This is a genomic window from Enterobacter sp. A103 (assembly GCF_034427535.1).
Classification (GTDB): domain Bacteria; phylum Pseudomonadota; class Gammaproteobacteria; order Enterobacterales; family Enterobacteriaceae; genus Enterobacter; species Enterobacter asburiae_B.
This window is the reverse complement of record NZ_JAXQPQ010000006.1, coordinates 64,074-78,871: the sequence shown is the minus strand read 5'-3', so window position 1 is coordinate 78,871 and position 14,798 is coordinate 64,074. Positions and strand designations below refer to the sequence as shown.

Below are 14,798 nucleotides of genomic sequence, written 5' to 3'. Positions count from 1 at the left end.
AAAAGGAGTTAGTCATGGTTAGATTAGAGAAGAACGATCCCTTAATGTTGGCGCGCCAGCTACCATTAAAAACGGTTGCCCTGATACTTGCGGGTGGACGTGGTACCCGTCTGAAAGATTTGACCATCAAGCGCGCGAAACCGGCCGTTCACTTTGGTGGTAAGTTCCGTATCATCGACTTTGCGCTCTCCAACTGCCTTAACTCGGGCATTCGCCGTATTGGCGTCATTACGCAGTATCAGTCGCACACGCTGGTTCAGCATATCCAGCGCGGCTGGTCATTCTTCAGCGAAGAGATGAACGAGTTTGTCGATCTCCTTCCCGCTCAGCAACGCGTCCACGGTGAGAACTGGTACCGCGGAACGGCGGATGCGGTGACGCAGAACCTCGACATCATTCGCCGCTACAGCGCGGAATACATCGTGATCCTCGCCGGGGACCATATCTACAAGCAAGATTACTCCCACATGCTCATCGACCACGTCGAAAAAGGGGCGCGCTGCACCGTAGCGTGTCTGCCGGTGCCCGTTGCTGAAGCGACGGCGTTTGGCGTGATGCACGTGGATGCCGACGACAAAATTATCGACTTTGTTGAAAAGCCGGCGAACCCGCCAACCATGCCCGGCGATGACACCAAATCGCTCGCCAGCATGGGGATTTATGTCTTTGATGCAGATTATCTTTATGAGCTGCTGGAAGAGGACGACAAAGACGAAAACTCCAGCCACGACTTCGGTAAAGACATCATTCCGAAAATTACTAAAGCTGGCATGGCGTATGCACATCCTTTCCCGCTGTCCTGCGTGCAGTCCGACCCAAATGCGGAACCCTACTGGCGCGATGTGGGAACCCTGGAAGCGTACTGGAAAGCGAACCTCGACCTGGCGTCAGTCACGCCTGAGCTGGATATGTACGACCAGAACTGGCCGATTCGTACCCATATGGAATCGCTGCCGCCGGCCAAATTCGTGCAGGACCGCTCCGGCAGCCACGGTATGACGCTCAACTCGCTGGTGTCCGGCGGGTGCATTATTTCAGGCTCGGTGGTGGTGCAGTCGGTGCTGTTCCCCCGCGTGCGAATAAATTCATTCTGTAATATCGATTCGGCAGTCTTGCTGCCTGATGTCTGGGTAGGGCGCTCGTGCCGTCTGCGTCGCTGCGTTATCGATCGTGCCTGCGTCATTCCAGAAGGGATGGTGATTGGTGAGAACGCGGAAGAAGACGCGCGTCGTTTCTATCGTTCGGAAGAGGGGATCGTGTTAGTCACACGGGAAATGTTGCGGAAGCTGCAGATCAAACAGGAGCGATGATGCAGGTTTTACATGTATGTTCTGAGATGTTCCCGTTGTTAAAAACGGGCGGTCTGGCAGATGTTCTGGGTGCATTACCGGCAGCGCAAATCGCCGGAGGCGTGGATACCCGAGTCCTGCTGCCCGCCTTTCCGGATATCCGGCGCGGTATTCCCGATGCAAAAGTGGTGACCCGCCGTGAGACCTTCGCCGGACGCATCACCCTGCTGTTTGGACATTACAATGGCGTAGGGATTTACCTGATCGACGCGCCGCACTTATACGATCGACCGGGCAGCCCGTATCACGATACGAACCTGTTCGCCTACACCGATAACGTGCTGCGCTTTGCGCTGCTCGGCTGGGTCGGGGCAGAAATGGCGACGGGGCTGGATCCGTTCTGGCGCCCGGATGTGGTGCACGCGCACGACTGGCACGCCGGGCTTGCCCCGGCGTATCTCGCGGCGCGCGGCCACCCGGCGAAATCGGTCTTTACCGTGCATAACCTGGCGTATCAGGGGATGTACTATGCCCATCACATGAGTGAAATCGATCTGCCATTATCGTTCTATAACATGCACGGGCTGGAATTTAACGGGCAGATCTCGTTCCTGAAAGCCGGGCTGTATTACGCCGATCATATTACCGCCGTGAGCCCAACCTACGCGCGTGAGATCACCCAGCCGGAGTTTGGCTACGGCATGGAAGGGTTGCTGCAACAGCGCCACCGCGAAGGCCGCCTGTCGGGCATTCTGAACGGCGTGGATGAACAGATCTGGAGCCCGGAAACCGATCTCCTGCTGGCGGCGCGCTATGGCCGTGATTCCGTGGAAGACAAAGCGGAAAACAAACGCCAGCTGCAGATTGCGATGGGCCTGAAGGTTAACGATAAAGTGCCGCTGTTCGCGGTGGTCAGCCGCCTGACCAGCCAGAAAGGGCTGGATCTGGTGCTGGAGGCGCTGCCCGGTTTACTGGAGCAGGGCGGACAGCTGGCGCTGCTCGGCGCGGGCGACCCGGTGCTGCAGGAAGGCTTCCTTGCCGCCGCGGCGGAACATCCGGGGCAGGTGGGCGTGCAGATTGGCTATCACGAAGCGTTCTCGCACCGCATCATGGGCGGCGCGGACGTCATCCTGGTGCCGAGCCGTTTCGAACCCTGCGGCCTGACGCAGCTTTACGGCCTGAAATACGGCACGCTGCCGCTGGTACGCCGCACGGGCGGACTGGCGGATACCGTATCCGATAGCTCTCTGGAAAACCTGGCGGACGGTATCGCCAGCGGGTTTGTCTTTGAGGACAGTAATGCCTGGTCGCTGCTTCGGGCGATTCGGCGTGCTTTCGTCTTGTGGTCCCGTCCATCGCTCTGGCGTTACGTTCAGCGTCAGGCGATGTCCATGGACTTTAGCTGGCATGTCGCGGCGCAGTCATACCGCGATCTCTATCAACGCTTGATGTAACGAGGCGAAGTTACTGATATGAACGCTCCATTTAGCTACTCTTCACCCACGCTCAGCGTTGAGGCGTTAAAGCACTCCATCGCCTACAAGCTGATGTTCACCATCGGGAAAGATCCGGTTATCGCCAACAAGCACGAGTGGCTGAACGCCACCCTGTTTGCGGTGCGTGACCGTTTAGTGGAACGCTGGCTGCGCTCAAACCGCGCCCAGCTCTCGCAGGAAACGCGTCAGGTTTACTACCTGTCGATGGAATTTTTGATTGGCCGCACGCTGTCCAACGCGCTGTTGTCGCTCGGTATTTATGACGACGTCAAAACCGCCCTGGAAGAGATGGGGTTAGATTTAGAAGAGCTGATCGACGAAGAGAACGACCCGGGGCTCGGCAACGGCGGTCTGGGGCGTCTCGCTGCCTGCTTCCTCGACTCGCTGGCAACGCTGGCGCTGCCGGGCCGCGGCTACGGTATTCGCTACGACTACGGTATGTTCAAACAGAACATCGTCGACGGGCGCCAGAAAGAGTCGCCGGACTACTGGCTGGAGTACGGCAACCCGTGGGAGTTTAAGCGCCACAATACGCGCTACAAGGTGCGCTTTGGCGGGCGTATCCAGCAGGAAGGCAAAAAATCCCGCTGGGTAGAAACGGAAGAGATCCTGGCCGTGGCCTACGACCAGATTATCCCCGGCTATGACACCGATGCCACCAACACGCTGCGCCTGTGGAGCGCCCAGGCCAGTAGCGAAATTAACCTCGGTAAATTCAACCAGGGGGACTACTTTGCGGCGGTGGAAGACAAAAACCACTCCGAGAACGTGTCCCGCGTGCTGTACCCGGATGACTCGACCTACTCCGGCCGCGAGCTGCGCCTGCGTCAGGAGTATTTCCTCGTCTCCTCGACGATTCAGGACATCCTCAGCCGCCACCATCAGCTGCACAAAACCTACGCCAACCTGGCGGAGAAAACCGCGATCCACCTTAACGACACCCACCCGGTGCTCTCCATTCCGGAGCTGATGCGTCTGCTGATCGACGAGCATAAGTTCAGCTGGGATGACGCGTTTGAAGTGACCTGTCAGGTATTCTCCTACACCAACCACACGCTGATGAGCGAAGCGCTGGAAACGTGGCCGGTAGACATGCTCGGTAAAATCCTGCCGCGCCATCTGCAGATTATCTTTGAGATTAACGACTACTTCCTCAAGACGCTGCAGGAGCAATATCCGAACGATACCGGGCTGCTGAGCCGCGCATCCATCATTGATGAATCGAACGGGCGCCGCGTGCGCATGGCCTGGCTGGCGGTCGTCATCAGCCACAAGGTCAACGGCGTGTCCGAGCTCCACTCGAACCTGATGGTGCAGTCGCTTTTTGCGGACTTCGCGAAAATCTTCCCGACGCGGTTCTGCAACGTGACCAACGGCGTCACGCCGCGCCGCTGGCTGGCGCTGGCCAACCAGCCGCTCTCTGAGGTGCTGGACGAGAATATCGGCCGTACCTGGCGTACCGATTTGAGCCAGCTGAGCGAGCTGGAACAGCATATTGATTTCCCGACGGTGAACAAAGCCGTGCGCGAAGCCAAGCTGCTAAATAAAAAGCGTCTGGCGGTCTGGCTGGCGATGCACCTCAACGTGGTGGCAAACCCGAAAGCGCTGTTTGACGTTCAGATCAAACGCATCCACGAATACAAGCGTCAGCTGATGAACGTGCTGCACGTGATCACCCATTACAACCGCATTAAGTCCGATCCAACGGCCGAATGGGTGCCGCGCGTGAAGATCTTCGCCGGTAAGGCGGCCTCCGCCTACTACATGGCGAAGCACATCATTCATCTCATCAACGACGTGGCGAAGGTGGTCAACCAGGATCCGGACATTGGCGACAAGCTGAAAGTGGTGTTCATTCCGAACTACAGCGTGAGCCTGGCGCAGATGATCATCCCGGCGGCGGATCTCTCTGAGCAGATTTCCACGGCGGGTACGGAAGCATCCGGCACCAGTAACATGAAGTTTGCCCTCAACGGCGCGCTGACCATTGGTACGCTTGACGGGGCGAACGTCGAGATGCTGGAGCACGTGGGCGAAGAAAATATCTTTATCTTCGGTAATACGACGGAAGAGGTGGAGGCGCTGCGCAGGAAAGGCTACTCGCCGCGTCAATATTACGAAGAGGATGAAGAGTTACGTCAGGTGCTGACGCAGATCGCCACCGGCGTGTTTAGCCCGGATGAACCGAGCCGCTATCGCGATCTGGTCGATTCGCTGATTAACTTTGGCGATCACTACCAGGTGCTGGCGGACTATCGCAGCTACGTGGACTGTCAGGATAAGGTTGACGAACTGTACCGTCAGCAGGAGAAGTGGACCAGCGCCGCGATGTATAACATCGCCAATATGGGCTATTTCTCGTCCGACAGGACCATCAAGGAGTATGCCGAGACGATCTGGCATATTGATCCGGTGAGGTTGTAAAAGCAAAACGGCAACCTCGGTTGCCGTTTTTAGTGTTTGTTCCCTCTCCCTGTGGGAGAGGGTCAGGGTGAGGGCATCAGCCCGCACCGATCGCATCAAGACGCCAGCGACAGCTCACGCTTCCCCGCATTCTGCTGTAACCACTGCGCCACGCGAGACTGCTGCTCGGCGTTGAGCCACATCCCTTCTTTGGTACGACGCCAGATAGCATCATCCAGACGACGAACCCACTCGTGCTCAACCAGGTAGCGCAGCTCGGCTTCGTACAGCTCGTGGCCGAAATGTTCGCCCAGATCCGCAATGTCCTTCGCGTCGGCCAGGAACAGCTCGGTATTGCTGCCGTAGGTGCGGGCATAGTGGCGCGCCATCCCTTCGGTGATGAACGGGAAGCGACGGCGCAGCTTCGCGGCGTAATCATCGCGATTGTCGCCGATATCACCGCCGGGCAGTACCGCGCCTTTGGTCCACGCCGGGCCAATGCCTTTATAGTACGGTGCCAGTTTTTCCAGCGCGTGCTCGGCCAGCTTGCGGTAGGTGGTCAGCTTGCCGCCAAACACGGAAAGCAGCGGCGCCTGACCGTCAACGTCGTGAATATCGAGCGTGTAGTCGCGAGTAATCGCCTGCGGTGAGTCAGACTCGTCATCGCACAGCGGACGCACGCCGGAGTAGGTCCAGACCACGTCGTCGCGTGACAGCTGCTTCCTGAAGTGCGCGTTATACACTTTGAGCAGGTAGTTCACTTCGCTCTCGTCGATCTCGACGTTCTTCGGATCGCCTTTGTACTCCACGTCGGTGGTACCGATGATCGAGAACTCGTCCATCCACGGGATCACAAACACGATGCGCTTGTCCTCGTTCTGCAGAATGTAGGCTTGCTTCTGCGTATGCACGCGCGGTACCACAATGTGGCTGCCCTTGATCAGGCGAATGCCGTACGGCGAAGGCAGATGCATGCCGTCGTCGAAGAACTGCTTCACCCACGGGCCGGTGGCGTTCACCAGACCGCGCGCTTTCCAGCTGAATTTCTCGCCGGTATCGATGTCTTCCGCTTCTACAATCCACAGGCCGTTTTCACGACGGGCAGAGGTCGCACGGGTACGGGTTTTCACCTCGCCACCTTTCTTCTCGACCATCTGGGCATTCGCCAGCACCAGACGCGCATCGTCCACCCAGCAGTCGGAATATTCGAAACCGCGCACGATTTCAGGTTTAAGGACAGATTCTGAGCCAAAACGCAAACCTGTCGAACCCGGGAGGCTGGTGCGTTTACCCAGATGATCGTACATAAACAGACCGATTCGAATCATCCACGCCGGACGCAGATGCGGGCGATGGGGCAGGCGGAAGCGCATCGGAATCGCCAGATGCGGGGCCATTTTCAACAGCACTTCACGTTCGGCCAGTGCTTCACTGACCAGGCGGAATTCGTAGTGTTCCAGGTAGCGCAGGCCACCGTGAATCAGTTTGGAGCTGGCGGACGACGTCGCGCAGGCGAGGTCGTTAGCTTCCAGCATCAGTACGGATAAACCGCGTCCTGCGGCATCGACCGCAATACCGGCACCGTTGATGCCACCGCCTATCACAATCAGATCTTTGGTTTCCATAACACCCTCATGCACTTTCGTTAAAGCTCAGAAATGTTCGATATCGCTCATAATAGCAAAGGAACGCGCTTTTGGTAACATCAAAAAAACAATTTAGAGTGATATGGATAACATAATGGCGTTTACCCGCCGCCAGGACGTACACTACGGGGTAAAATAGTGCGACTAACTTTTCTCCCTCTCCCCGTGGGAGAGGGCTGGGGTGAGGGCATCAGCGCGCACCCAACCTGAACAACAGAAAGAGAACACCATGGATCAGTTTGAATGTATTAACGTAGAAGAAGCCCACCAGAAGATGCACCAGGGAAAAGCGGTGCTGGTGGACATCCGCGATCCGCAGAGTTTTGCGATGGGCCACACGCCGGGCGCGTTTCATCTCACTAACGACACGCTGGGCGCGTTTATGCGCGATAACGACTTCGAGACGCCGGTCATGGTCATGTGCTACCACGGCAACAGCAGCAAAGGCGCGGCGCAGTATCTGCTTCAGCAGGGCTACGACGCGGTATACAGCGTCGACGGCGGTTTCGATGCCTGGCATCGTCATTTCCCGGCAGAAGTGGAATACGCTTTTGAGCGCTGATCCCGCTATACTGTCCCCTTTTGTGTGGAAATAAGCGACCGCTGCCCATGTTGATGATCACCTCTTTTACCAACCCGCGCGTCGCCCAGGCGTTTGTCGACTATATGGCGACGCAGGGCGTTATTCTGACCATTCAGCAACATACGCAGACCGACGTCTGGCTGGCCGACGAGAGCCAGGCCGCGCGCGTAAACGAAGAGCTGGCGCGTTTTCTTGAGAACCCCGGCGACCCGCGCTATCTGGCGGCCAGCTGGCAGTCCGGGCAGACCGACAGCGGACTGCACTACAGCCGTTTTCCCTTCCTCGCCACCATCCGCGAGCGCGCCGGCCCGTTTACGCTGCTGCTGATGGCGGCCTGCATTATCGTTTTCATCATTATGAACGTGGTGGGCGACCAGAGCGTGATGATTGCCCTGGCCTGGCCCTATGACCCGTCTCTTGAGTTTGACGTCTGGCGCTACTTTAGCCACGCGCTGATGCACTTCTCGGTGATGCATATTCTCTTTAACCTGCTCTGGTGGTGGTATCTCGGCGGCGCTGTTGAAAAGCGTCTGGGCAGCGGCAAGCTGATCGTTATCACCCTTATCAGCGCCCTGCTGAGCGGCTATGTGCAGCACAAGTTCAGCGGGCCGTGGTTCGGCGGGCTGTCGGGCGTCGTGTATGCCCTGATGGGCTATGTCTGGCTTCGCGGGGAGCGCGATCCGGAAAGCGGCATCTATCTGCAGCGCGGATTAATAACCTTTGCGTTAATATGGCTTATTGCCGGATGGTTTGATCTGTTTGGTATGTCTATCGCCAACGGTGCACACGTCGCCGGGCTGGCCGTGGGGTTAGCGATGGCCTTTGCCGACACGCTCCATGCGCGAAAACGAACATAATTCTCAGGGATAATTGATGAAACAAACACAACGTCATGACGCTATTATCGAACTGGTAAAAAAACAGGGATACGTCAGCACCGAAGAGCTGGTGGAGCAGTTTGCCGTCAGCCCGCAAACAATCCGTCGTGACCTGAACGACCTGGCCGATCAGAACCGCATTCTTCGCCACCACGGCGGGGCGGCGCTGCCGTCCAGTTCGGTCAATACCTCCTGGCATGACCGTAAAGCCACGCAGACGGCAGAGAAAGAGCGCATTGCCCGCAAGGTCGCCAGCCAGATCCCGAACGGGGCGACGCTGTTTATTGATATCGGCACCACGCCGGAAGCGGTCGCCCATGCGCTGCTGGATCACGAGAACCTGCGCGTGGTCACGAACAACCTGAACGTGGCCAATACCCTGATGCAGAAAGATGACTTCCGCATCATCCTCGCGGGCGGCGAACTGCGCAGCCGCGACGGCGGGATTATCGGCGAAGCGACCCTCGATTTTATCTCTCAGTTCCGCCTCGACTTCGGCATTCTCGGGATCAGCGGCATCGACAGCGACGGCTCGCTGCTGGAGTTTGATTATCACGAGGTGCGCACCAAGCGCGCGATTATTGAGAACTCACGTCACGTGATGCTGGTGGTAGACCATTCGAAGTTTGGCCGAAATGCGATGGTAAACATGGGCAGCATCAGCATGGTGGATGCTGTTTATACCGACGTGATGCCGCCGGCGGGCGTGATGCAGGTGATTAAAGATAATAATTTGCAGTTAGAGTTGTGTTGAAAAGCCGTTCTCCCTCTCCCTGTGGGAGAGGGCCGGGGTGAGGGCATCAGACCGCAGAGGTCCTACACGCCATACCCCATCATCTTCAACAGCTGCTGCGCATGCTGCACCGCATCCTGACGATGCGCCACGCCCAACTTCTGATACAGATTGCGGATATGCGTTTTGATGGTGGTCGCCGCCACCGCAAGCTCGCCGGCAATCTGCTCGTTGCTGTAGCCTGAATAGATCAGCCCCAGAACCTGCCATTCGCGCTGGGTGAGCGGACTGGTACGGATAAGCTCCGGCACTTCCGGGTGGTTCAGCAGACGTTCAACGAAGTTCTCATCAAAATGCGCGAACTTGTGTCGATGATGCTGGTTAATCTCGCGCAGAATGCGCTGGGCGCGATGCTGGTCCAGCTCCGGCAGCGTGTTGAGCTGAATAAGCTGACGCAGCTGCTGCGCCATCACTTCACCTTCAATCACAAAGTGGCTGATAAAGCCGGTGCGGTTAGCCAGCTGCAGCGCTTCCAGCAGCACGCGCTGGGCATCGTTTTTACGACCCGCCTGCCAGTAAAGCTGGTTCAGCAGCAGCAGGTTGCGGTTCAGGTCGCTCATCAGACGCAGGCTGCGCGCGTTCTCGTTCAGCTCTTCCAGCACAATCTCTGCGGGCTCTAATTCACCGAGCAGGATTTGCGCGCGGGCAATGTTCCGCCACTGGCTCTGCAGGAAGTGGTTGTTCGCAAATTCGGGTTTTGGCGTCTGACGCAGCCAGTTGGCGGCGGATTTTTTATCGCCGGTCATCTGCCAGTAAATCACCCGGACCTTATCGGCGTTTGAGACCCAGTCGCTGTGATACTGACCGTTGCCGAGCAGGTTCTCCAGGCGGTTCAGATGGTTGCGGGCGTTATCGAGATCGCCGCGCGCCAGCGAGCACTGCACCAGCAGCGCCAGACACTGCAGCTGCTGCTGAGGCTGGAAGCTGGAAAGGACATCCACACCCTGGCGGGCGCAGCTTTCTGCTTCATCCAGACGCGACCATGCCCACAGCAGCTGAGCGCGAATACGCAACAGGAACTCGTGCATCGGCAGCTGTTCCAGATGCTGTTCACGAATCAGCTGGAACGCTTTTTCCTGGTTTTCCCAGGCGGCCTGCAGGAACCCCTGCGCGAATAAAATCTCGCTCTGTTGGATCAGGCTCCACAGCGCGTAATGCCAGACATCATGACGACGCGCCATCTGTTCGGTTTGCTGCATCAGTGAAAGCGAACGCGTGAGGTCGCCTTTGCAGTGCAGCACTTCACCGTGCACCGAGGTCGCAACGATGCGGCTGTAGAAGTTAGCCAGCGGCAGTTCATCCAGCGCGACCATCGCCAGCCGTTCAGCTTCGTCCGGGTCGCCGTCGTTAATGGCCACCTGAGCGCGCAGCGCGTTAAATTCGCCGTGCAGGGTGGTATCCATTTCGCTTTCCATCTCCTGCTCGGCGCGCGCCAGCAGGGTGTTCACTTCGCTGTAGCGGTGCTGGCTCTGCATCAGCCAGGCCTGCAGCAGCACCAGACGCGGGTTCTCCAGCAGGCTTTCCCACGGCAGGGCTTTGAGAGACTCTTCCAGCAGCGTCAGCTCGCTGTGGTTAAACAGGCCCCACGCATGATTGAGGAGGATATCGCGCAGCATGCTGGCATCACCGGCGGCCAGCGCGTGGTGGATGGCCTCGCTCGGGAAGCCTTGCGCCATCCAGCTTTCGGCAGCGGCGCGGTGGATCTCCGGCAGTTCAACCGCCAGTTCCCACTGACAGCGCTGGCGCAGGAAACTGCCAAACAGCGGGTGATAGCTAAACCACTCGCCGGGATCGTCCATGCGCGTCAGGAAAAGGCCCTGACGTTCAATCTCTTCGAGCTGCAGCTGGCCGTTTTCACACCCCGTCACGCGCACGATGAGCGCATCGTTCATGGAGCGCAGCAACGAGCTTTTCAGCAGGAAATTACGCGTCGAGGGATCGACGCTGTCCAGCACCTCATCCACCAGATAGTCGGAAAGGTGACTGGCGTTGATGCCCGCCAGACGCCGGGCAGACTGATGCGCCGGACTGTTGTTTTGTCGGGCAGAGAGCGCGATAAGCTGCAGCGCCGTGGCCCAGCCGGCAACGTCATCACACAGACGGCTGCTTTCGGCGGCCTCAATCGGTGATGTCAGGCGGCAGTCAAAGAACTGTTTCGCTTCCTGGTGGGTAAAGGCCAGCTGCTGGCTGCCCACTTCCAGAAGCTGATCGCGCACGCGCAGGTTGGCAATACCCAGCTGCGGCAGGTTGCGTGACAGCACCACTAAAGTCAGGTTTTCCGGCTGATGGCGCAGGAAGAAACGCATCGATTCATGAATCACCGGATTCGTGATGAGATGGTAATCGTCGATCACCACGTAGAGCGGGCGATGCCATTCGGCCAGTTCGATAAACAGCTGTGAGAAAAGGGAGGACAGGCTGGCGTACTGGCGCTTTTGCACCATCACCTCACTGGCGACGCAGTGTCCATGGGTGGCTTGCTGTATGGCGGCAATCAGATAGCTGGCAAAACGCTCCTGCTGGTTATCGCCCTCGTCGAGGGAGTACCAGCCAAGATCGCTTTTACCCGCGGCCCATTGCGAAATGAGCGTTGTTTTTCCATAGCCTGCAGGGCTCGTAACCAGCGCCAGTCGGAAATTATGCGCGCCGGAAAGTTTAGCCAACAGACGCTCGCGGACCACTGTATGGTCAAGACGAACCGGGCGACTTAATTTAGACGGAATCAACATAGGTTTCACTTCACTGTGGGGAACGAGAGATTCTATTTTTTTTGCGCTTCGTAATTAATACGATATAAGGTCGAACAGAAAGAGAACTATTGCAAGTTATGTCTGGGTTTTGTGGTTCTGAATTTGCACTCTGTCACAAAACATTCAGGCAAATGTTGGAACTTTCTCGAAAGGGCCGTAACGCCGCGTCACTGCTGGATTGTCTGTATACATTGCCGCTGCGCTGAAACTGGTTTCAGAAAGGTATAGTGACGTCGAATTTAATAAAGTGCGGGTAAAGTTGAGGGAGAGAAATAGTCTCCGGAGATGTAACCCGATGACTAAATTATTATTCTACGTAAGTAATCATTTCAGAACGGATTAATTTCACCCGAAACTGCATTTCATTTCTTTGACATTCTCTCCGGTTACTTTTTTATCTTCCGGGCACACTCGAACTATGCTCTGAGAGTGGCCTCGATCACACTTTTATGCTCATCCCCGCTACTCCTCCCTGTCTAATCCCCCACAGGAGGAGGAAGAGGGGAAATGAGCCAGGCACACTAGCGCCAACTTGTGTTTTCTTTCTAAAGGATGCCGATCCCCTATGTCACAGCCTACCTTCAACAAAGCTCAATTCCAGGCTGCCCTGACGCGTCAGTGGCAGCGTTTTGGCCTTCATGCTGCAAACGAGATGACGCCTCACCAGTGGTGGCAGGCAGTGAGCGGTGCGCTCGCAGAACAGCTGGATGCTCAGCCTTTGGCAAAGCCGGTGAAGAACCAGCGCCATGTAAACTACATTTCAATGGAATTCCTGATTGGCCGCCTGACGGGCAACAACCTGTTGAACCTCGGCTGGTATCAGGACGTTGGTGACGTCCTTAAAGAACACGACATTAACCTGACTGACCTGCTGGAAGAAGAGATTGACCCGGCGCTGGGCAACGGCGGTCTGGGACGTCTGGCGGCCTGTTTCCTCGACTCCATGGCGACCGTCGGCCAGTCGGCGATTGGCTATGGCCTGAACTATCAGTATGGCTTGTTCCGTCAGTCGTTTGCCGATGGCCATCAGATGGAAGCGCCGGACGACTGGCATCGCAATACCTATCCGTGGTTCCGCCACAACGCGCAGCTGGATGTGCAGGTCGGCATTGGCGGGAAAGTGACAAAGCAGGGGCTCTGGGAACCGGCGTTCACCATTACCGGTGAAGCCTGGGATCTGCCGGTGCTTGGCTACCGTAACGGCGTGGCGCAGCCGCTGCGTCTGTGGCAGGCGAAGCACGCGCATCCGTTTAACCTGACCAAATTCAACGACGGCGATTTCCTTCGCGCCGAGCAGCAGGGCATCGACGCCGAGAAGCTGACCAAAGTCCTCTACCCGAACGACAACCACCTGGCCGGTAAAAAGCTGCGCCTGATGCAGCAGTACTTCCAGTGCGCCTGCTCCGTGGCGGACATTCTGCGTCGCCATCATCTGGCGGGCCGCAAGCTGGCGCAGCTGCCGGACTTCGAAGTGATTCAGCTCAACGACACGCACCCGACGATTGCGATCCCGGAACTGCTGCGCGTGCTGATCGACGAGCACCAGCTGAGCTGGGATGACGCCTGGGCCATCACCAGCCGTACCTTTGCCTACACCAACCACACCCTGATGCCAGAAGCGCTCGAGTGCTGGGATGAGAAGCTGGTGAAAACGCTGCTGCCGCGCCACATGCAGATCATCAACAAGATTAACGACCAGTTTAAAACCCTGGTGGATAAAACCTGGCCAGGCAACAAAGCGGTCTGGGCGAAGCTGGCAGTTGTGCATGACAAGCAGGTGCGCATGGCGAACATGTGCGTGGTCAGCGGCTTTGCGGTGAACGGCGTGGCGGCGCTGCACTCGGATCTGGTGGTCAAAGATCTCTTCCCGGAATATCACCAGCTGTGGCCGACCAAATTCCACAACGTGACCAACGGCATCACGCCGCGTCGCTGGATCAAGCAGTGCAACCCGCTGCTGGCCGGTCTGCTGGACAAGACCCTGAAGAAAGAGTGGGCCAACGATCTGGACCAGCTCATCAACCTGGAAAAACAGGCTGACGACGCGAAGTTCCGCGAGCAGTACCGCGCGATCAAGCTGGAGAACAAGGTTCGCCTGGCGGAGTTTGTGAAAGTGCGTACCGGGATTGAGATCAACCCGAATGCCATTTTCGATATCCAGATCAAACGTCTGCACGAGTACAAACGCCAGCACCTGAACCTGCTGCATATTCTGGCGCTGTACAAAGAGATCCGCGAGAACCCGCAGGCCGACCGTGTGCCGCGCGTGTTCCTGTTCGGTGCGAAAGCGGCGCCGGGCTATTACCTGGCGAAAAACATTATCCTCGCCATCAATAAAGTGGCGGCGGCGATCAACAGCGATCCGAAAGTGGGCGACAAGCTGAAGGTGGTGTTCCTGCCGGACTACTGCGTCTCGGCGGCTGAAATGCTGATCCCGGCGGCGGATATCTCCGAGCAGATCTCGACGGCAGGTAAAGAAGCGTCCGGTACCGGCAACATGAAGCTGGCGCTGAACGGCGCGCTGACCGTCGGTACGCTCGACGGGGCAAACGTCGAAATCGCCGAGAAGGTCGGGGAAGAGAATATCTTTATCTTCGGCCATACCGTGGAAGAGGTGAAGGCCATCAAAGCCAAAGGCTATGACCCGGTGAAATGGCGTAAGAAAGACAAAGTGCTCGACGCGGTGCTGAAGGAGCTGGAAAGCGGTAAATACAGCGACGGCGACAAGCACGCGTTTGACCAGATGCTGCACAGCATGGACAAACACGGCGGTGACCCGTATCTGGTGATGGCGGACTTCACGGCCTATGTAGAAGCGCAAAAGCAGGTCGACGTGCTGTATCGCGACCAGGAGGCGTGGACCCGCGCGTGCATTCTGAACACCGCGCGCTGCGGTATGTTCAGCTCTGACCGTTCAATCCGTGATTATCAGGCCCGTATCTGGCAGGCAAAACGCTAAG

Annotated in this window: 9 protein-coding genes; 7 read left to right on the top strand and 2 right to left on the bottom strand. The window is 57.4% G+C overall.

The window, feature by feature from the left end:
• Window positions 1–14: 14 nt before the first annotated feature.
• The 3 genes from glgC to glgP are packed head-to-tail and all read left to right on the top strand — an operon-like array spanning window position 15 to window position 5,209.
• Window positions 15–1,310: a glucose-1-phosphate adenylyltransferase gene (glgC, locus tag SPH27_RS16840; RefSeq protein ID WP_023333724.1), complete on the top strand. Its 1,296-nt coding sequence runs from the start codon at window positions 15–17 to the stop codon at window positions 1,308–1,310.
• The gene (gene glgA / locus SPH27_RS16835) at window positions 1,310–2,743 is read left to right on the top strand and encodes a glycogen synthase GlgA (RefSeq protein ID WP_023309509.1); all 1,434 of its coding nucleotides are present in this window, start codon (window positions 1,310–1,312) and stop codon (window positions 2,741–2,743) included. The genes glgC and glgA overlap by 1 nt, the downstream gene beginning before the upstream one ends.
• Window positions 2,744–2,761: 18 nt before the next feature.
• Window positions 2,762–5,209 (top strand): glycogen phosphorylase, encoded by a 2,448-nt coding sequence (gene glgP, locus SPH27_RS16830; RefSeq protein ID WP_182071601.1) that lies wholly within the window; start codon window positions 2,762–2,764, stop codon window positions 5,207–5,209.
• Between the two features lie 95 nt (window positions 5,210–5,304).
• Here glgP and glpD read toward each other — a convergent pair whose 3' ends face one another.
• Window positions 5,305–6,813: a glycerol-3-phosphate dehydrogenase gene (gene glpD / locus SPH27_RS16825; protein ID WP_182071600.1), complete on the bottom strand. Its 1,509-nt coding sequence runs from the start codon at window positions 6,811–6,813 to the stop codon at window positions 5,305–5,307.
• 250 nt (window positions 6,814–7,063) lie between these two features.
• Between glpD and glpE the strand changes: the two genes are divergently transcribed.
• Genes glpE through SPH27_RS16810 form a run of 3 tightly spaced genes read left to right on the top strand, consistent with a single transcriptional unit; the run spans window position 7,064 to window position 9,049 of the window.
• Window positions 7,064–7,396: a thiosulfate sulfurtransferase GlpE gene (glpE, locus tag SPH27_RS16820; protein WP_006177908.1), complete on the top strand. Its 333-nt coding sequence runs from the start codon at window positions 7,064–7,066 to the stop codon at window positions 7,394–7,396.
• 47 nt (window positions 7,397–7,443) lie between these two features.
• Window positions 7,444–8,274 carry a rhomboid family intramembrane serine protease GlpG gene (glpG, locus tag SPH27_RS16815; RefSeq protein ID WP_045888427.1) on the top strand — a complete coding sequence of 277 codons (831 nt, stop codon included), beginning with the start codon at window positions 7,444–7,446 and terminating at the stop codon, window positions 8,272–8,274.
• Between the two features lie 16 nt (window positions 8,275–8,290).
• The gene (locus SPH27_RS16810; protein WP_008503060.1) at window positions 8,291–9,049 is read left to right on the top strand and encodes a DeoR/GlpR family transcriptional regulator; all 759 of its coding nucleotides are present in this window, start codon (window positions 8,291–8,293) and stop codon (window positions 9,047–9,049) included.
• A gap of 62 nt (window positions 9,050–9,111) precedes the next feature.
• On the opposite strand, the gene malT is transcribed toward SPH27_RS16810, so the two are convergent.
• Window positions 9,112–11,817 (bottom strand): HTH-type transcriptional regulator MalT, encoded by a 2,706-nt coding sequence (gene malT, locus SPH27_RS16805; RefSeq protein ID WP_029742188.1) that lies wholly within the window; start codon window positions 11,815–11,817, stop codon window positions 9,112–9,114.
• A 586-nt stretch (window positions 11,818–12,403) separates the two neighbouring features.
• On the opposite strand from malT, the gene malP reads away from it, so the two are divergent.
• On the top strand, window positions 12,404–14,797 hold the full coding sequence (gene malP, locus SPH27_RS16800) for a maltodextrin phosphorylase (RefSeq protein ID WP_033146829.1): 2,394 nt from the start codon (window positions 12,404–12,406) through the stop codon (window positions 14,795–14,797).
• Window position 14,798 lies beyond the last annotated feature (1 nt).

Coding starts and splice junctions, on each gene's coding strand:
- glgC (WP_023333724.1), top strand. CDS start 15: ATGGTTAGATTAGAGAAGAACGATCCCTTAATGTTGGCGCGCCAGCTA.
- glgA (WP_023309509.1), top strand. CDS start 1,310: ATGCAGGTTTTACATGTATGTTCTGAGATGTTCCCGTTGTTAAAAACG.
- glgP (WP_182071601.1), top strand. CDS start 2,762: ATGAACGCTCCATTTAGCTACTCTTCACCCACGCTCAGCGTTGAGGCG.
- glpD (WP_182071600.1), bottom strand. CDS start 6,813: ATGGAAACCAAAGATCTGATTGTGATAGGCGGTGGCATCAACGGTGCC.
- glpE (WP_006177908.1), top strand. CDS start 7,064: ATGGATCAGTTTGAATGTATTAACGTAGAAGAAGCCCACCAGAAGATG.
- glpG (WP_045888427.1), top strand. CDS start 7,444: ATGTTGATGATCACCTCTTTTACCAACCCGCGCGTCGCCCAGGCGTTT.
- SPH27_RS16810 (WP_008503060.1), top strand. CDS start 8,291: ATGAAACAAACACAACGTCATGACGCTATTATCGAACTGGTAAAAAAA.
- malT (WP_029742188.1), bottom strand. CDS start 11,817: ATGTTGATTCCGTCTAAATTAAGTCGCCCGGTTCGTCTTGACCATACA.
- malP (WP_033146829.1), top strand. CDS start 12,404: ATGTCACAGCCTACCTTCAACAAAGCTCAATTCCAGGCTGCCCTGACG.